This window comes from Rhizobium sp. USDA 4016 (genome assembly GCF_056279705.1).
Window position 1 is genome coordinate 2,060,535 of record NZ_JBWCCY010000004.1, and the last position, 16,329, is coordinate 2,076,863.

The following is a 16,329-nucleotide window of genomic DNA, read 5'->3' on the forward strand; positions in this document are numbered from 1 at the left end:
GTAAATAAACGGTAATTTCCCCTCACCGCGCGCGTTAACCTATCAACGCGCTAATGTCGTTCCAGGTAGCAAAAACCATCAGTGAAAGGACCATAGCCAGACCAATGCGAAATGCAATTTCCTGGGCCGATGCCCCTAAAGGTTTACCCCTCACTGCCTCAATCGCATAGAACATCAAATGCCCGCCATCAAGTACCGGAACAGGCATCAAATTCAGTAATCCGATGGAAACGGACAACACCGCGGCAAGCTGAAGCAGGGCTGCAACACCGAGCGTTGCCATCTGGCCGGACGCCTGGGCCACGCGGATCGGTCCGCCGAGCTGATCGGGCTTCATGTAGCCCGCGAAAAGATTGCCGATATATTTGAAGGTACCGGTGACGATATGCCAGGTCTGAACGGCGCCTTCCTCCAAGGCTGCGAGCGGCGTATATGTCTGCACGCGGAAATGGCCGACCTCCTGGTTCGTCACGATGCCGATCAAACCGATCTCCATCTTGTTGCCGAACTGGTCCGTCATGTCGGTGCGCTTCGGCACCATCGGCAGGTCCATCTTCTCGCCGTTCCGCTCGATGGTAACGACGATCCGCTGTTCCGGGCGAACGCTTACATAGCGGCGCACATCGTCGAACGTATCGACCTTCCCGCCGTCGATTGCGATCAGCAGGTCACCGGGCAGGATTCCGGCCTCGGCGGCAGCGCTCTCCGGCTTCACTTCGGCGACGACCGGATCGGCGATCGAGCGGCCGTAGATCGAGAAAAGAACCGCAAAGATGATGATCGCCAGCAGAAAGTTGGCGATGGGACCTGCGGCCACCGTCGCTGCGCGCTTCCAGAGCTTCGCGCCGGCAAATGAGCGCGCTCTATCCGCTTCCGACATCGATTCGAGCTTATCCATGTCCGGTTTGCTCGAGGCGTCCTCGTCGCCGAAGAAGCGCACATAGCCGCCAAGCGGGATCGCCGAGATCTTCCAGCGCGTTCCATGCCGATCGGTAAAGCCCGCAAGCTCTGGTCCGAAGCCGACAGAAAAAGCGAGCACGCGGATGCCGCTCCAGCGGCCGACCAGATAGTGGCCCATCTCGTGCACGAAAACGAGCAGCGAGAGGACCAGAACGAACGGAATGATATAACCCGTTAGAAAGCCGAATATACCGGTCATGCCTTCCATAAATCCTTCCGCTGCGCCCTGCGCAGATATCAGAACCCGAACAAAGCGGCGCCAAGCGGCGCCATGCCGTCACCCTTTATCAGGGAAAATAATGTCGCGAGCAAGAAGGCTGCAAAACAAGCGAATATCAGCCCGTCGACGCGATCCATAACGCCACCGTGTCCCGGAATGAGATGACTGGAATCCTTCACACCGAATCGCCGCTTGATGAAGGATTCGAAGAGATCGCCTGCCTGGCTGCAGACGGAAAGAATGAAGGCGACGGCGGCCGCCATCAGCCAGTCCGCCTCGGGAATGAAGAAGTAGGCGATGACACTGCCCGCAATCACAGCCGAAACCGCGCCGCCCAAAGCGCCGGATTGCGTCTTTCCCGGCGAAATCCTCGGTGCGAGCTTTGGCCCGCCGACTGCTCGGCCGACGAAATAGGCAAGGATGTCGGTTGCCCAGACCACCGCGAAGACGAAGAGCATGGCTTGCAGCCCTGCAGCGTCCCCGCCCCGGATTTCGGCAAGTGCGATGCCGGTCAGTCCGGCATAGACGATGCCAGCGGGAAACCAGCGGCTGGCGCTCTGCGCCGCCACGAAGCCGACAGCAATCGCAAAAAAGAAAACAAGCAGGCTCAACGCAAAATCGAAGCGTCCGAGCAGGATTGCAGCCGCGATGGCCGCCTGCCCCACCCAGCCTGCCACATTCGCGACCGGCTGTTCGGTTTGCAGCCGCGTGATTGTCGACCATTCATAATAGATAAGCAGGGCAATTACCGCCGAGAGCAGGCGGAAGGCGAAGCCGCCGTACCAGGTCACCGCGAGCACGATGATTGCCAGAATGACACCGGAGATAATGCGGAGTTTCAGTTCCTGCTGCATCAATCAGGTGCCTACTGCCGCGGCCTGCGGCGACAGGCCGCCGAATCGGCGGTCGCGCGCCGCGAACTTCTCGAGCGCGGCATAAAAGAGCTCCCGGCCGAAATCCGGCCAGTATTCCGGCACGAAGACGAATTCGGAATAAGCGGCCTGCCACAAAAGGAAGTTCGAAAGGCGCTCCTCGCCGCTGGTGCGAATGATTAGATCGGGATCGGGAATGCCGGCCGTATCCAGCCGGGCATTGACGAGCTCGGGTGTGATCTCCCGGGCTCGCAGCCGCCCAGCCTCGACATCTTCGGCAAGGCTCACCATGGCTCTGGCGATCTCGTCGCGCGAGCCGTAGTTGAAAGCGATGACCAGCGTCAGCGCGGTGTTGTCCCGCGTCGTCTCTTCGGCTTCGAGCAGGAGGTTGAGGATATCGCTGCGAAGACTATGCCGGTCGCCGATGATCCTGATCCGCACATTCTGCGCATGCAGTTCGGCGAGGTCGCGCCGGATGAAGGCCTTGAGCAATCCCATGAGGTCGGAGACCTCCGCTTCCGGCCGGCGCCAGTTCTCTGAAGAAAAGGCAAAGAGCGTCAGGTACTTGATGCCGGCATCGCCTGCGGCGCGCACGGTCTCGCGAACGGCTTCCACACCTTTGCGGTGACCCATCGCGCGCGGCAGCCCTCGCTGCTTTGCCCAACGGCCGTTGCCATCCATGATGATGGCAACATGTTCTGGCATACTCAAGAATACTGGTTCCGACATTTCCCGTCCGGTCTCCAGGGGCGCAGGCAAAGCCCTAGACCTGCATGATTTCCTTTTCCTTGTCGGCAAGCAAGCGATCGATCTCGGAAATCATCTCATCCGTCATCTTCTGCACACGATCTGATTGCGCCCGGCTTTCGTCCTGGCTTATGACACCGTCCTTTTCGGCTTTCTTAAGGCCGTCCATGCCGTCGCGGCGTACATGGCGGATCGCAACCTTGCTTTTCTCGGCGTAGTCATGCGCGACCTTGACCAGCGACTTTCGACGCTCTTCGTTGAGTTCCGGCAAAGGAATGCGCAGGTTTTGGCCGTCGACGATCGGGTTGAGTCCGAGGTTTGACTCGCGGATCGCACGTTCCGTCGCGCTTACCATCGACTTGTCCCAGACGGATACCGAAAGCATGCGCGGCTCCGGCACGGTGATATTGGCGACCTGATTGAGCGGCAAGCGCGAACCATAGGCTTCGACCGTCACCGGGTCCAGGATGTTGGCCGAGGCGCGGCCGGTACGCAGCGACGCGATATCGTGTTTGAATGCGGAAATCGCGCCGTCCATGCGGCGCTTCAGTTCCTTGATGTCTGTAGCTTCAGTCATGCTCAATACTCCTGTCAGTCGAAGACGCGCGGCCGTCCAGCGCCGTCTCTCTATCAGTTGTCCGATACGATGGTCTTGAGGCCACCGCCCGTCAAGATTTCAGCAAAACCGCCTTTCTCGTGGATCGAGAAGACGATGATCGGAATGGAATTTTCGCGCGCGAGGGCGACAGCCGCGACGTCCATCACGGCAAGGCCCTTGTCGAGCACTTCCTGGTGCGTCAGCCGGTCGAAGCGCGTCGCAAACGGATCCTTCTTCGGGTCGGCGGAATAGATTCCGTCCACCTGGGTGCCCTTGAAGATCGCCTGGGCGCCCATCTCGGCGGCTCGAAGGGCTGCGGCAGAATCGGTCGTGAAAAAAGGATTGCCAGTGCCGCCCGCGAAGATGACCACGCGGCCCATCGACAGATGGTAGAGCGTCGCGCGCTGCGAGAAGCTCTCGCAGAGTTCCGGCATGGAGATTGCCGAAAGCACGACCGTATCGATGTTCAGCTTGCGCAGCGACGTTGCGAGCGCCAGCGCGTTGATCACGGTACCGAGCATTCCCATGTGGTCGCCCGTCACTCGGTCGCCGCCCTTGGAGGCGACGGCTACGCCGCGGAAGATATTGCCGCCGCCGACGACAACACCGACTTCGACGCCCATCTGGCGGGCTTCGGCGATATCCGACGCGATGCGGTCCGCTACCGCAACGTCGATACCGAATCCCTGGCTACCCATGAGCGCTTCGCCGGAAGCCTTGAGTAGAACGCGTTTATAGACAGGCTCTGACGACATCTTGGCTCCTCGTATGTTGGCATGATTGCCGGATACACGAAGGGCACCGCGTTGTCACGCGATGCCCTGCCGTTTTCACATTATATGAGGTTTTATCAGCCCTTGGCGGCAGCCGCGACTTCGGCTGCGAAGTCGGTTTCTTCCTTCTCGACGCCTTCGCCGAGCAGCAGGCGTGCCATGCCGGTGATCTCGATCGGCGCACCGACGGTCTTTTCAGCTTCCTTGAGTGCGGCACCGACCGTCAGGTCCGGATTGATGACGAAAGCCTGGGAAACCAGCGCGACTTCTTCGAAGAACTTGCGCATGCGGCCTTCAACCATCTTTTCGATGATGTTGTCCGGCTTGCCGGAAGCGCGCGACTGCTCGATGAAGACGTTGCGTTCGCGCTCGGCGACAGCGGCGTCGACTTCTTCCGGACGGATGGCGAGCGGCGAGGTCGCAGCGATGTGCATGGCGATCTGGCGGCCGATGGCGTTCAGCGCCTCCTTGTTGCCGGTCGACTTCAGCGCAACCAGAACGCCCAGCTTGCCGAGGCCGTCGGAAACGGCGTTGTGGATGTAGGTGGCGACGACGCCGTCCTCGACGGAGAGGGCAATCGAGCGGCGCAGGTTCATGTTTTCGCCGATGGTCGCGATCGCGTCCTTGATCGTGTCAGCAACGGACTTGCCGGAAGCCGGATAGGTCGCAGCAGCGACGGCCTCGACAGAACCGTTGGTCGAAACGGCAACCTTTGCGATGCCGCGGACGAGATCCTGGAAGGCGTCGTTACGGGCAACGAAGTCGGTTTCGGAGTTGACTTCGACCACGACGGCCTTGGTGCCTTGGCTGGCAACGCCGACGAGACCTTCGGCAGCGGTGCGGCCCGACTTCTTGTCAGCCTTGGCGATGCCCTTGGCGCGCAGCCAGTCGATCGCCGCTTCCATGTCGCCATTGGTTTCAGCGAGAGCCTTCTTGCAGTCCATCATGCCTGCGCCGGTCTTTTCGCGCAGTTCCTTCACCATTGCAGCCGTAATCTCGGTCATAAGCTTCCTCTTGTCGGTTTACGGTGGTCCGCAAAATGCTCTGCGCCACCGGATTGAGGCACGAAATGTACCTTTATGTATGACAGCGTGATGAAGACGCGCCATATCAGAACTCGTTGGGCGGACCGGCCTGAACCTACCGCCCTAAAAAGGTCAAGGCCGCCGGAGCTTCGCAAAGTCTCGCGCGGCCTTTCCCAATCCAGTCAAGCTGGACGGACCTTTAGGCCCGTCCGCCTGTTTATCAGGCTTGAGCCTCGTCGAGCGTCGGCTCGATCGGAGCTTCAACGGAAGCGCCAAGGTCGCGGCCCGATGCGCTCTGCTGACGGGCGATACCGTCGATAGCGGCGCGGGAGATCAGGTCGCAGTAGAGAGCGATAGCGCGCGAAGCGTCGTCGTTGCCCGGGATCGGATAGTCGATCAGGTCCGGATCGCAGTTCGAGTCGATGATTGCGACAACCGGGATGCCGAGGCGCTTGGCTTCGTCGATGGCGATCTTTTCCTTGTTGGTATCGATGATGAACATCAGGTCCGGGGTACCGCCCATGTCCTTGATACCACCAAGAGCCTTGTCGAGCTTTTCACGCTCGCGCTCGAGGTTCAGACGTTCCTTCTTGGTGAAGCCCTGGGCTTCGTTGGAAAGGATTTCGTCGAGCTTGCGCAGACGCTGGATCGAGTTGGAGATCGTCTTCCAGTTCGTCATCATGCCGCCGAGCCAGCGCGAGTTGACGTAGTACTGGGCCGAACGCTTGGCCGAGTCAGCGATGAGCTCGGAAGCCTGGCGCTTGGTACCGACGAAGAGAACGCGGCCGCCACGGGCAACGGTGTCGCTGACAACCTGCAGTGCGCGCGAAAGCATCGGAACGGTCTGAGCCAGATCGATGATGTGGATGTTGTTACGATCGCCGAAAATGTACGGCTTCATCTTCGGGTTCCAGCGATGGGTCTGGTGGCCGAAGTGAACACCAGCTTCCAGAAGCTGGCGCATAGAAAAATCAGGCAATGCCATGCCTTTGACTCCTTTTCCGGTTGAACCTCCGCAAGGCGAACAGCATCCTCTTCGAAGATGCCACCGGCGGAAAAATCCGGATTTCTCCCGGACGATCCCATGCCTTACGTGTGGAATGCGGCTGCCCTTACCGTCGATCCGCCGAAAATGCAAGGCGTTCGCTCAAAAAAACTGGCATCTGACTGCCCCTAGCCCTGCACTTGGATAAACTCGACCGGTCCGCCGGCCAGCGAATCTTCAAACACGGCGCATGAAAGCGGACCGCCGAACACGCATCCGCTGTCGATATTCGTGCGGTTGCCAACGGTCAGCGGATTCGCGTCCGAGGGCGTGTGTCCATGACACAGGTGTTTTCCCCAATAGTCCGCTGAATAGTCGTCGGGAACCCGAAGCCAGAGCAGGTCTTGGGGGGCCTGCATCTCCAGCGGTAAATCCGGAACAACGCCGGCATGCACAAAGATCCGGTGGCTATCGGCATACATCAACGACAACTGACTGGCCCACAGCATATGGTTTGCGGCTACTTTGCCCCCATAGGAAAGCTCCGTTTCAATCCCGCCGTTTTCCAACCACCAGATACGCTCGTCATCGTTAGCGCAGGCGCGCAGCATCATATCCTCGTGGTTACCCTTCAGACATACCCATCGCCAGGACTCGCTGCCCGATCCGTTCATCAGGAGATCAATCACTCCCTTGCTGTCAGGGCCGCGGTCGATATAGTCGCCGATGAAAACCACCGTGCCGGCGCGTGCGTATGCCCCGATGCGATCAAGCATCTCTCTCAACGGCTCCAGGCAGCCATGGATGTCGCCAACCGCAAATGTGAAATTCATGCCGGCGCCTCCCGCGGGACATTGATTTCATTGCCACCGTTTGCGCGCTCACTCAGTCCGTTGCGCAGGGCCAGTTCTTCGGTATCGTAAGACCGGAAGGAAGCTTGGTCGACGTATCGCCGCAGGCCAGTTCGATCTGCGACTGCTGAAGCCCGGTTGCTGCGGAGAGATCGAGCCCCTCTATTCTCGTCAGGAACATGAAGGCGCGATCGAAATCGATCGAACCTTCGAAGCTCGCGCCGCTGAGATCGGCGCGGGAGAGATTGGCAAGCGCAAACCTGGCTCCGGTCAATACGGCCGTTTCAAAAGTCGCGCGCCCGAGCTCGGCCTTTTCGAAGTTCGCACCTGAAAGCTGTGCGCCAGTGAAATCCGCGCGCTGCAGCTCAGCGCTGATGAAGGAAGCGCGCTGCGCCGACGCATTCTGGAACACGACCCGGTAGGCTTCGATCTTGTCGAATCTGGCCTCGTCGGCCTTTGCACCTTCAAGCCAAGCCCGTATCAGGGTCGCTTTCTCGAGGTTTGCCGCGGCAAGGTTCGCATTCTTGAGGCTGGTCTGCGACAGATCCGTGCCTGCGAGACTGGCTTTTTCGAAGTCGCTGCCTTCAAGCATCAGGTTCTTCTTGGTGCATTCGCTCCAGTCAACGCCTGCGTTAGGCGTGTCGTGGCAATCGGCCGCCATCACATGACCGCCCGATACCGCGGCTGCAGCAGCAAGGAGCGCCACCGCAAGACCTGAACGTGCAATCCGTGACAAGTTCTTCATATCCCACCCCCTATCGGCCCCGCCCCGTCAACGGCGGCAGGCCCGGGCAGGACAACGTCCGTCCTGCACTTCCATTATGCACCAGAAAAAGAGAAATAGGGCATAACACGTTGTCTAAGATGCGCCTCCATGCCGCCAGCGGTTCACTTGCAGGTGTCGGCCTTGTTATCCAGCATTTCCAGCTTCGCGAGCCTGCCGGTCAGAACGAAATCACCATAATCCATGGTGAGATCGCGCGTAATGCCGTTCTCATAAAGCTTGAATGACATGCGATAGACCGGTAGCGCGTCTGATTTCGTATTCTCGTTGAAATAGGAGATCGTCACCGGCCAGACGGCCGTCTTGGAAAACGCGCCGGCATTGCCCGCATCCGCCTCGTCACCGGCAACCGGCGTAATCTGCTTGCCGACCACGGTCGTCGTCGCCAGGGGCTTGTCCCCATCGTCCGAGCCATCGAAGACGCGGGCTTCAAAGAAACGCCTGCCCGCCTTGGCATTCTCGATCACGTCGAGCATGTGCTCGGTCGGGAAGCGGCTTTCGGCAAGCTGCAGTTCCTTGCTTTGAGGGCGGGTCAGATCGACTGTCACGCCGTCCGGCTTGTCGTTTGCCTCGCCGTTGACTTCCTTGTCGAGCTGATCGTCCGTGAAAGACTTCGTTTCGAAGGTGAAGCGGCGGTCCTTCACGTTTTCGAAGGTCTTCGTCTGCTGGTCGCTGACGCGGGTGCTGTCGCCGGTGTTGATCTGCGTCACGAAGCGGAAATTGGTGGTGAAGCCGTCGCAATAATTGCCGTTGAATTCGTAGACCATGCGGCCGTACATGCCGGCGATGCCAGAGCGCTCAGTCGCGTCCTTCAGTTCGAGATCGTAGATCGCCCGGTGGGCGACAAGACCGGAGGCGATCGCAGCGCCGGAGGCAGGCGCGGCCGCCCAGGCACCTGTTGCGACGCCGGCAAGAAGAAGGGCGGCAAGACTCGGTCGGAACATCCATTATCTCCTGTTGGACTCGGCCGCGATGTTATAAGAACGCTTTCGGCCAAATCGAGGCTCGAAACCGTCATACGCAAGATTCTAGTCCCGATGCATAATTTTTTGAAGAACTGAAACAAAAAGCGGAGACGAAAATGTCGATTGAAATCGCGGCCCGCCTGACGGAAATGGGGATAACTCTGCCGGAAGCCGCCGCACCCGCTGCCAATTATGTTCCCTATGTGATCAGCGGCAACCTTCTCTATATTTCCGGCCAGCTTCCGCTCGAAGGCGGCAAGGTCGCCGTGAGCGGCCATCTTGGCAGGAATGTCGACGTTCCCGCAGGCCAGCGCGGCGCTGAGCTTTGCGCCATCAACATTCTCGCTCAGGCGAAGGCTGCGCTCGGCGGCGATCTCGGCCGCATCAAGCGCGTCATCAAGCTCAACGGCTTCGTCGCCTCTACCCCGGAATTCGTCGAACAGCATCTTGTCATCAACGGTGCATCAAACCTGATCGCCGGCGTCCTCGGCGGGGCCGGAAAGCATGCCCGTGCCGCCGTCGGCATGGCGGCGCTGCCGCTCAACGCCGCCGTCGAAATCGATGCCATCATGGAAATTGCGTCATGACCTCCGCCGCCTGGATCAAGGAACTGCCGGTCGCCCATCGCGGCTACCACGACACCAACAAGCTCGTCTGGGAAAATACGCTCACCGCCTTTGCCCGCGCCGTCGAAGCCGGCTTCGCGATCGAATGCGATCTCCATTATGCCTCCGATAGCGTGCCGGTCATCTTTCATGACGAGAACCTCGAACGTCTCTGTAGCATAAAGGGCGATATCCGCGAGCGCACCTCCAGGGAACTCGGCCTGCTGTCCGTCGGCGGCACGACCGACAAGATCCCGACGCTCAGGCAATTGCTCGATCTCGTGAAGGGCAAGGTTCCGCTCGTCCTCGAACTCAAGGGCCGCGAGGCGGATGACGAGGGCTTTGCCGAAGCGGTGGTCGAAGTGCTGGAAGGCTATGACGGCAAGGTCGCGCTCATGAGCTTCGACCATTGGCTGCTGCGCGACCTCAAAGCCTTGAACGCGCCCTACCCGCTCGGCCTTACCGCCGGCGGCAACAAGCCGGAAGAATTCGCCAACCACGAACGGGCCATGGAAATCGGCCTCGATTTCATCTCCTATTTCTTCGCCGATCTGCCGAATGCCTTCATCACCGGCCAGCGCGCGAAGGGCATCCCGGTCATCACCTGGACGGTCCGCGACGAGAAGGCGCGCAAGCACACCGTCGAGAATGCCGATCAGATGACGTTCGAAGGTTTCGATCCACGCGGTTCGGTTTGACGCTCGCTTTTTGGACAAGATCGTGCGCAGACTGAAGGGGAGCCAATATCCTCCTCCCAAGGGCCTCGCATTTGCTCCATGACAGACGAACTATCGATCCGCGTCGAACGGTCCTTCACCGCGATTTCCCCGGAGAGCTGGTCCCGGCTTTCCGGAACGTGCAAGGAAGGCAAGGCGCTCGCCTATAACCCCTTCCTGTCGCACGCCTTCCTCTCCGCGCTCGAAGAGTCAGGCTCTGCCACCGCGCAAACCGGCTGGCTCGGCCATCATCTGCTGCTTGAGACGGACAGGGGCGAGCTGATCGGCGCTCTGCCCGCTTATCTGAAGAATCACAGCCAGGGCGAATACGTCTTCGACCACGGCTGGGCAGATGCTTTCGAGCGCGCGGGCGGGCGCTATTATCCGAAGCTGCAATGTTCGATCCCGTTCACGCCGGCGACCGGTCCGCGCTTGCTCGTTGCCGAGGGCCTTGAACGGCGGCCGATCCAGAACGCCGTTGCCGAGGGCCTGAAGGAAGTCGTCCGTCGCCTCGGCGTCTCATCGGCGCACGTCACATTCGTGCCTGAAGACGAGATCGGCGTCTTCGAGACCGACGGCTACCTGCACCGGACCGACCAGCAGTTCCATTTCATCAACGAGGGCTATGCCAATCACGAGGAATTCCTCGAAACGCTGGCCTCGCGCAAGCGCAAGGCGCTGCGCAAGGAGCGCCGCACGGCGCTCGAAAACGGCATTAGTATCGACTGGCTGACCGGCAGCGATCTCACCGAGCGCATCTGGGACCATTTCTTCGCTTTCTACATGGATACCGGCGGCCGCAAATGGGGGCGGCCATACCTGACCCGCAAGTTCTATTCGCTGATCGGCGAGCGTATGCCCGAAGATGTCCTGCTGGTGATGGCCAAGCGCAACGGCCGCTATATCGCGGGCGCCATCAACTTTATCGGCGGCGATACGCTCTACGGCCGCCACTGGGGCTGCGGCGAAGACCATCCCTTCCTGCATTTCGAGGTCTGTTATCATCAGGCGATCGACTTCGCGCTCGCCAAGGGCCTGAAGCGCGTCGAGGCGGGCGCGCAGGGCGAGCATAAGCTCGCGCGCGGTTACCTGCCGGTGACAACACATTCGGCGCACTATGTCGCCCATGCCGGCCTGCGGCGCGCGATTGCCGACTATCTGGAACGCGAACGCGAGGACGTCGAGCATATGAACGAGATCCTCGCCGAGCACAGTCCGTTCCGCAAAGGCGAGCGGCAGCAGGAGGACTGACGCTCGCGCCTTTGCTGCGCTACCCGATCACCGGAGAACGAGGAGATTTCGAGATGACCAGCGCCGCTTACGATGACAGCAATATCTTCGCCAAGATCCTGCGCGGCGAGATCCCGTCGCACCGCATCTACGAGGACGAGCATACGGTAGCCTTCATGGACGTCATGCCGCAGGCCCCCGGCCATGTCCTGGTCGTGCCGAAGGCGCCGTCGCGCAATATTTTCGATGCCGACCCCACGGTCCTCGCGCAGACGATTCCCGTCGTCCAGAAGATCGCGAAGGCCGTGAAAGAGGCTTTCGATGCCGACGGTGTCCTGGTCTGCCAATTCAACGAACCGGCCGCCGGCCAGAGCGTCTTCCACTTGCACTTCCACGTCATCCCGCGCCACGAGGGCGTTGCCCTCAAGCCGCATTCCGGCAAGATGGAGGATGGCGGCGTGCTTGCCGCGAATGCCGAAAAGATAAAGGGTGAGCTTGGGAACTAGTTTCAGGACCTATTAATTTGCAGAGCCCGTCGAATGACTGCGGCGAGCCCAGCCTTGACCGTTCCGAACTTCGAGCAGCTGAGTCGGTCAAGATCGGCGTACACGTGTCAGGAAGGAAAGGCTCTTCAGCCTTAACAGTCAGTCCGGTGGAGATACACGTAGGTTTCCCGCCTGTCGATTTTCGGCGTGTTCGCGACCTCCCGCCAGGGGTCCAGAGGTCCGCTGATCGCGCCAAAGCCCAAAGATGTTGACACGCTCAGTTGGAGCGGCCTTGCGCCCCTGAAAAAAACCTAGAAAAATCAAAGGCCGCATCGCTGCGGCCTTCTTCATTCACGTCACGGCGACGGACTATTTCCTCCGCGGTACCTTCGGCACTGCGCTCGCCTTCTTCGGTGCGTCCCTGACCTCAGCCTTCGCCTTCTTCACCGCCGTCTTCTTGGCTTTTGCCTTCGTCTTCAGCTCGCCGTCATCCTCGTCGTCGGTTTCCGGATGAACGGTTTCGGCTTCCGGCTTCGGCTTGATCGGCGCGGATTCGGGGATCGCTTCGAGGATGATACCGGGCTTGCCGTCTTCCTTCGGGCCGACCGTGACGTTCACGACGCCGCCCTTCTTCAGCTTACCGAAGAGGATTTCGTTCGCCAGCGGCTTCTTGATCGCATCCTGAATGACGCGGGCAAGCGGGCGGGCTCCCATCTTCTCGTCGTAACCCTTTTCCGCAAGCCAGTCGATCGCTTCCTCCTGCAGGTCGAAAGTGACGTTGCGTTCAGAAAGCTGAGCCTCCAGCTGCATGATGAACTTCTGCACGACCTTGTGGATGACGGCCGTAGGCAGTGACGCGAAGGGAATGATCGCGTCGAGACGGTTGCGGAATTCCGGCGTGAACAGGCGGGTCAGCGCCTCCTCATCCTCGCCGGTGCGCTTGGACGAACCGAAGCCGATTGCGGCCTTGGCCATTTCCGACGCGCCCGCATTGGTCGTCATGATCAAGATGACGTTGCGGAAGTCGATCTTCTTGCCGTTATGGTCGGTCAGCGCGCCGTGGTCCATGACCTGCAGCAGGATATTGTAGATATCCGGATGCGCCTTCTCGATCTCGTCGAGAAGGACCACGCAATGCGGATGCTGGTCGACGCCGTCGGTCAAAAGCCCACCCTGGTCGAAGCCAACATAGCCGGGAGGTGCGCCGAGCAGGCGAGAAACCGTGTGCCGTTCCATATATTCCGACATGTCGAAGCGCAGCATCTCGACGCCAAGCGACGACGCGAGTTGCTTGGCCACTTCCGTCTTGCCGACGCCGGTCGGGCCGGAGAAGACGTAGGCGCCGATCGGCTTGTTCGGCTCGCGGAGCCCGGCACGCGCCAGCTTGATCGAGGTCGAAAGGGCTTCGATTGCCGTATCCTGGCCGTAGACCACCGAGCGCAGTTCCTGCTCCAGGTTAGCGAGAACGGCTTCGTCGTCCTTCGAAACGCTCTTTGGCGGAATGCGGGCCATCGTCGCGACCGTCGCCTCGATCTCCTTTTCGGTAATCAGCTTGCGGCGCCTGGATGGCGGCAGCAGCATCTGAGCGGCACCCGTTTCATCGATGACGTCGATCGCCTTGTCAGGCAGCTTGCGGTCGGAGATATAGCGGGCCGACAGCTCGACCGCCGACTTGATGGCGTCGTTCGAGTAGCGCAGGTGGTGGTACTCTTCGAAATAAGGCTTCAGGCCCTTCATGATTTCGATCGCATCATCGATCGACGGCTCGTTGACATCGATCTTCTGGAAACGGCGAACCAAAGCCCGGTCCTTCTCGAAGAACTGGCGGTATTCCTTGTAGGTCGTCGAGCCGATGCAGCGGATCGCGCCGGACGAAAGCGCCGGCTTCAGAAGGTTCGATGCATCCATCGCGCCGCCAGAGGTGGCGCCCGCACCAATGACGGTATGGATTTCGTCGATGAAGAGCACGGCCCCCGGATATTCTTCGAGTTCCTTGACGACCTGCTTCAGGCGCTCTTCAAAATCGCCACGGTAACGCGTGCCGGCAAGCAGCGTGCCCATGTCCAGCGAGAAGATGGTGGCGTCGGCGAGCGCTTCCGGCACCTTGCCTTCGACGATGCGCTTGGCGAGGCCCTCAGCAATCGCCGTCTTGCCGACGCCCGGATCGCCCACATAAAGCGGGTTGTTCTTGGAGCGGCGGCACAGCACCTGGATCGTACGGCTGACTTCCGAGTTACGGCCGATCAACGGATCGATCTTACCGCTCTTGGCCTTCTCGTTGAGATTGACGCAATAGGCCTTCAGAGCATCCTGCTGCTTCTTGGCGCCACCTTCATCCTCACCGCCGCGCGATGCAGTCGGCTTGCTTTCCGCTTCCTCGTCGGCGCCCCGCGGCGTGCGCACTTCCGAAGAGCCCGGGCGCTTGCCGATTCCGTGGGAGATGTAGTTGACCGCGTCGTATCGGGTCATTTCCTGCTCCTGCAGGAAATAGGCCGCGTGGCTTTCGCGCTCGGCAAAGATCGCGACAAGGACATTCGCCCCCGTCACTTCTTCGCGGCCGGACGATTGCACATGGATCACGGCACGCTGGATGACGCGCTGGAAGCCAGAGGTTGGCTTGGAGTCCTCGTCATATCCGGTGACCAGATTGGAAAGTTCGTTGTCGACGTATTCGATCAGCGTCTTGCGCAGCGCGTCGAGGTCGACATTGCATGCACCCATGACAGCTGCCGCATCGGCATCGTCGATCAAGGCGAGCAGCAGATGCTCGAGCGTCGCATATTCGTGATGCCGCTCGTTGGCAAAGGTCAGTGCCTGATGGAGCGCCTTCTCAAGACTAGGCGAAAATGTTGGCACGTTGAGATCCTCACTTCTTTTCCATGACGCACTGCAGCGGATGCTGGTGCTGACGGGCGAAGTCCATCACCTGGCTTACCTTCGTCTCCGCTACCTCGTATGTAAATATCCCGCATTCGCCGACGCCGTGGTTATGGACATGAAGCATGATGCGGGTGGCACTTTCACGATCCTTCTGAAAAAAACGCTCCAGAATGTGGATGACGAATTCCATGGGAGTGTAGTCGTCATTCAGGATGAGCACGCGGTAGAGATTAGGCTTCTTGGTCTTCGTCTTTGTGCGTGTGATGACCGAGGTTCCGCGATTTCCGTTGTCCCCGTTCCTTTCGCTGTCGTTCTGCATCCGGATCGGCTTTGCGATCATTGTCATTCATTCCTCGGTCTATCCGGTGGTGCATGGGAGGCTGCTTTACCCGCCGGATATCTGAAACACTAACTTAGTTCATAATAGAGCGATTTTAAGCCCCTTGTTTGCGACTGCAATCACAATTCCGCAGGACTCGACGCAAAGACTAAAAAAGTCCCATTCGAATTCTTGAAGGGCTTCTGGAAACAAAAAAAGACCGGCCGCAGATGCGTTGCCGGTCTTCGTTTTTCAAGGGTGCGCTGTTCGCACCATCGCATTTAGGCAGCTGCGGGCGTCACCTGAGGAGCCTTGGGCGACTTCGCGGACGGAGCCGATACCGGCGGTTCGTAAGGCTTATAGGCGCCCTTGGCGAGATCGGCGTACATTTCCCCCATCTTCGTCGCCTCGGCGATAAAATTCTCGTAGGAAGACTTGATGAAGCCGGTCTGCAATTCGAAGACCGTTTCGAAGCTTCGGGCGCCCGAGAGCGTCTCGAAATGATTGACGGCGTCCTGGAAGGATTTCTTGGAATATTCGGCAGCTTCGGTGGCGATCGCCTGGACGCCCTTGGCCGTGTCGGAATAGCTCTTCAGCATCGTGTCCATGGCTTCCTTGCTCTTCCGGCTCGTGTCGTCGAAGTTGAACATGTTCGTCTCCTCCTTTTGTGGTACTTGGCTGTTGCAAAAGGTAGCTGCGTCGCACAAATAGTCAAGCGATTTTGTGCGTTGCACAACTACCGGGGATTGCATGACGCTGCTCTAAAGCGCCTTGAAAAAAGAGCAACGTACGTCGCCGATTGATTTTCAAAACATATATCAGGGGTCCACAACCTGAGGCTTCATGCTGAGGCTTCATAAAAAATTTCGCGAAGCCACAATCTTGAGGTCGGCAAAGGCTGTCTCAATCCATCAGATCTGCGGGAACCTTGCCGCCATTTTCGGACAGCTTCTTCATGAGCGCCTTGTGAAGAAACATGTTCATTTTGGCGGAATCGCCTGTGTCTCCCGAATATCCGAGCTCCGCGGCAAGTTCCTTGCGCTCGGAAAGGCTCGCATCCATACCGACCGCTTTCATCAGGTCGACGATCGAGTGCCGCCAATCCAGCTTCTGTCCGCTCTTTTTGACGGTAGCGTCGAGAATCGGAACGATATCGACCGTCGTGGGCGCGGTCGTTGGGGTTACGGATGGTGCTGCCGATGGCGCGGCCGGCCTCTGCGCAGGTTCCATTTTCGGCGCGGCCGCCTCGGTCACCGGTGCTGCCTGCGCTTCGCCGCCGAAAATCGCGTTCTTGATTTTATCGAAAATACCCAC

General features: G+C 59.5%; 18 protein-coding genes. 4 read left to right on the forward strand and 14 right to left on the reverse strand.

Annotated features, from left to right (window positions below; genetic code table 11):
• Positions 1-34: 34 nt before the first annotated feature.
• The 10 genes from rseP to ACZ9DP_RS25465 all read right to left on the reverse strand — a co-directional run bounded on the left by rseP (position 35) and on the right by ACZ9DP_RS25465 (position 8,759).
• Positions 35-1,168, reverse strand: a complete 1,134-nt coding sequence (gene rseP, locus ACZ9DP_RS25420; protein ID WP_022715489.1) for an RIP metalloprotease RseP — start codon at positions 1,166-1,168, stop codon at positions 35-37.
• 29 nt (positions 1,169-1,197) lie between these two features.
• A complete protein-coding gene (locus tag ACZ9DP_RS25425; RefSeq protein ID WP_194729640.1) occupies positions 1,198-2,034 on the reverse strand; it encodes a phosphatidate cytidylyltransferase in 837 nt (278 codons plus the stop codon).
• Between the two features lie 3 nt (positions 2,035-2,037).
• Positions 2,038-2,781: an isoprenyl transferase gene (locus ACZ9DP_RS25430; protein ID WP_039844800.1), complete on the reverse strand. Its 744-nt coding sequence runs from the start codon at positions 2,779-2,781 to the stop codon at positions 2,038-2,040.
• 34 nt (positions 2,782-2,815) lie between these two features.
• Positions 2,816-3,376: a ribosome recycling factor gene (gene frr / locus ACZ9DP_RS25435; protein ID WP_022715486.1), complete on the reverse strand. Its 561-nt coding sequence runs from the start codon at positions 3,374-3,376 to the stop codon at positions 2,816-2,818.
• A 53-nt stretch (positions 3,377-3,429) separates the two neighbouring features.
• Positions 3,430-4,152 (reverse strand): UMP kinase, encoded by a 723-nt coding sequence (gene pyrH / locus ACZ9DP_RS25440; RefSeq protein ID WP_022715485.1) that lies wholly within the window; start codon positions 4,150-4,152, stop codon positions 3,430-3,432.
• A gap of 95 nt (positions 4,153-4,247) precedes the next feature.
• On the reverse strand, positions 4,248-5,174 hold the full coding sequence (tsf, locus tag ACZ9DP_RS25445; protein ID WP_074067979.1) for a translation elongation factor Ts: 927 nt from the start codon (positions 5,172-5,174) through the stop codon (positions 4,248-4,250).
• Positions 5,175-5,415: 241 nt separating this feature from the next.
• Positions 5,416-6,180 (reverse strand): 30S ribosomal protein S2, encoded by a 765-nt coding sequence (gene rpsB / locus ACZ9DP_RS25450; RefSeq protein WP_022715483.1) that lies wholly within the window; start codon positions 6,178-6,180, stop codon positions 5,416-5,418.
• Between the two features lie 188 nt (positions 6,181-6,368).
• On the reverse strand, positions 6,369-7,013 hold the full coding sequence (locus ACZ9DP_RS25455; protein WP_074067977.1) for a metallophosphoesterase family protein: 645 nt from the start codon (positions 7,011-7,013) through the stop codon (positions 6,369-6,371).
• 52 nt (positions 7,014-7,065) lie between these two features.
• The gene (locus ACZ9DP_RS25460; RefSeq protein WP_074067976.1) at positions 7,066-7,776 is read right to left on the reverse strand and encodes a pentapeptide repeat-containing protein; all 711 of its coding nucleotides are present in this window, start codon (positions 7,774-7,776) and stop codon (positions 7,066-7,068) included.
• Between the two features lie 143 nt (positions 7,777-7,919).
• Positions 7,920-8,759, reverse strand: coding sequence for a cell envelope integrity EipB family protein (locus ACZ9DP_RS25465; protein ID WP_194729636.1), 840 nt, complete (start codon positions 8,757-8,759; stop codon positions 7,920-7,922).
• A gap of 137 nt (positions 8,760-8,896) precedes the next feature.
• Here ACZ9DP_RS25465 and ACZ9DP_RS25470 point away from each other — a divergent pair, with 137 nt between their 5' ends.
• The 4 genes from ACZ9DP_RS25470 (at position 8,897) to ACZ9DP_RS25485 (ending at position 11,837) form a co-directional block, all read left to right on the forward strand.
• Positions 8,897-9,367 carry a RidA family protein gene (locus tag ACZ9DP_RS25470; protein WP_194729635.1) on the forward strand — a complete coding sequence of 157 codons (471 nt, stop codon included), beginning with the start codon at positions 8,897-8,899 and terminating at the stop codon, positions 9,365-9,367.
• Positions 9,364-10,083 carry a glycerophosphodiester phosphodiesterase gene (locus tag ACZ9DP_RS25475; protein ID WP_194729634.1) on the forward strand — a complete coding sequence of 240 codons (720 nt, stop codon included), beginning with the start codon at positions 9,364-9,366 and terminating at the stop codon, positions 10,081-10,083. Before ACZ9DP_RS25470 ends, ACZ9DP_RS25475 begins: the two co-directional genes overlap by 4 nt.
• A gap of 78 nt (positions 10,084-10,161) precedes the next feature.
• The gene (locus tag ACZ9DP_RS25480; RefSeq protein WP_476203941.1) at positions 10,162-11,352 is read left to right on the forward strand and encodes a GNAT family N-acetyltransferase; all 1,191 of its coding nucleotides are present in this window, start codon (positions 10,162-10,164) and stop codon (positions 11,350-11,352) included.
• A gap of 53 nt (positions 11,353-11,405) precedes the next feature.
• Positions 11,406-11,837 (forward strand): HIT family protein, encoded by a 432-nt coding sequence (locus ACZ9DP_RS25485; RefSeq protein ID WP_074070251.1) that lies wholly within the window; start codon positions 11,406-11,408, stop codon positions 11,835-11,837.
• A gap of 348 nt (positions 11,838-12,185) precedes the next feature.
• Here ACZ9DP_RS25485 and clpA read toward each other — a convergent pair whose 3' ends face one another.
• The 4 genes from clpA to ACZ9DP_RS25505 form a co-directional block, all read right to left on the reverse strand.
• A complete protein-coding gene (gene clpA / locus ACZ9DP_RS25490; protein WP_074067965.1) occupies positions 12,186-14,672 on the reverse strand; it encodes an ATP-dependent Clp protease ATP-binding subunit ClpA in 2,487 nt (828 codons plus the stop codon).
• A 10-nt stretch (positions 14,673-14,682) separates the two neighbouring features.
• Positions 14,683-15,036, reverse strand: coding sequence for an ATP-dependent Clp protease adapter ClpS (clpS, locus tag ACZ9DP_RS25495; RefSeq protein WP_239599559.1), 354 nt, complete (start codon positions 15,034-15,036; stop codon positions 14,683-14,685).
• Between the two features lie 260 nt (positions 15,037-15,296).
• A complete protein-coding gene (locus tag ACZ9DP_RS25500; RefSeq protein ID WP_039844789.1) occupies positions 15,297-15,665 on the reverse strand; it encodes a phasin family protein in 369 nt (122 codons plus the stop codon).
• Between the two features lie 253 nt (positions 15,666-15,918).
• Positions 15,919-16,329, reverse strand: a complete 411-nt coding sequence (locus ACZ9DP_RS25505; protein WP_476203942.1) for a DUF3597 domain-containing protein — start codon at positions 16,327-16,329, stop codon at positions 15,919-15,921.

What these genes read in the sequence shown, in the direction of transcription:
- rseP (WP_022715489.1), bottom strand. Translation starts at nt 1,168, where the DNA reads ATGGAAGGCATGACCGGTATATTCGGCTTTCTAACGGGTTATATCATT.
- ACZ9DP_RS25425 (WP_194729640.1), bottom strand. Translation starts at nt 2,034, where the DNA reads ATGCAGCAGGAACTGAAACTCCGCATTATCTCCGGTGTCATTCTGGCA.
- ACZ9DP_RS25430 (WP_039844800.1), bottom strand. Translation starts at nt 2,781, where the DNA reads ATGTCGGAACCAGTATTCTTGAGTATGCCAGAACATGTTGCCATCATC.
- frr (WP_022715486.1), bottom strand. Translation starts at nt 3,376, where the DNA reads ATGACTGAAGCTACAGACATCAAGGAACTGAAGCGCCGCATGGACGGC.
- pyrH (WP_022715485.1), bottom strand. Translation starts at nt 4,152, where the DNA reads ATGTCGTCAGAGCCTGTCTATAAACGCGTTCTACTCAAGGCTTCCGGC.
- tsf (WP_074067979.1), bottom strand. Translation starts at nt 5,174, where the DNA reads ATGACCGAGATTACGGCTGCAATGGTGAAGGAACTGCGCGAAAAGACC.
- rpsB (WP_022715483.1), bottom strand. Translation starts at nt 6,180, where the DNA reads ATGGCATTGCCTGATTTTTCTATGCGCCAGCTTCTGGAAGCTGGTGTT.
- ACZ9DP_RS25455 (WP_074067977.1), bottom strand. Translation starts at nt 7,013, where the DNA reads ATGAATTTCACATTTGCGGTTGGCGACATCCATGGCTGCCTGGAGCCG.
- ACZ9DP_RS25460 (WP_074067976.1), bottom strand. Translation starts at nt 7,776, where the DNA reads ATGAAGAACTTGTCACGGATTGCACGTTCAGGTCTTGCGGTGGCGCTC.
- ACZ9DP_RS25465 (WP_194729636.1), bottom strand. Translation starts at nt 8,759, where the DNA reads ATGTTCCGACCGAGTCTTGCCGCCCTTCTTCTTGCCGGCGTCGCAACA.
- ACZ9DP_RS25470 (WP_194729635.1), top strand. Translation starts at nt 8,897, where the DNA reads ATGTCGATTGAAATCGCGGCCCGCCTGACGGAAATGGGGATAACTCTG.
- ACZ9DP_RS25475 (WP_194729634.1), top strand. Translation starts at nt 9,364, where the DNA reads ATGACCTCCGCCGCCTGGATCAAGGAACTGCCGGTCGCCCATCGCGGC.
- ACZ9DP_RS25480 (WP_476203941.1), top strand. Translation starts at nt 10,162, where the DNA reads ATGACAGACGAACTATCGATCCGCGTCGAACGGTCCTTCACCGCGATT.
- ACZ9DP_RS25485 (WP_074070251.1), top strand. Translation starts at nt 11,406, where the DNA reads ATGACCAGCGCCGCTTACGATGACAGCAATATCTTCGCCAAGATCCTG.
- clpS (WP_239599559.1), bottom strand. Translation starts at nt 15,036, where the DNA reads ATGATCGCAAAGCCGATCCGGATGCAGAACGACAGCGAAAGGAACGGG.
- ACZ9DP_RS25500 (WP_039844789.1), bottom strand. Translation starts at nt 15,665, where the DNA reads ATGTTCAACTTCGACGACACGAGCCGGAAGAGCAAGGAAGCCATGGAC.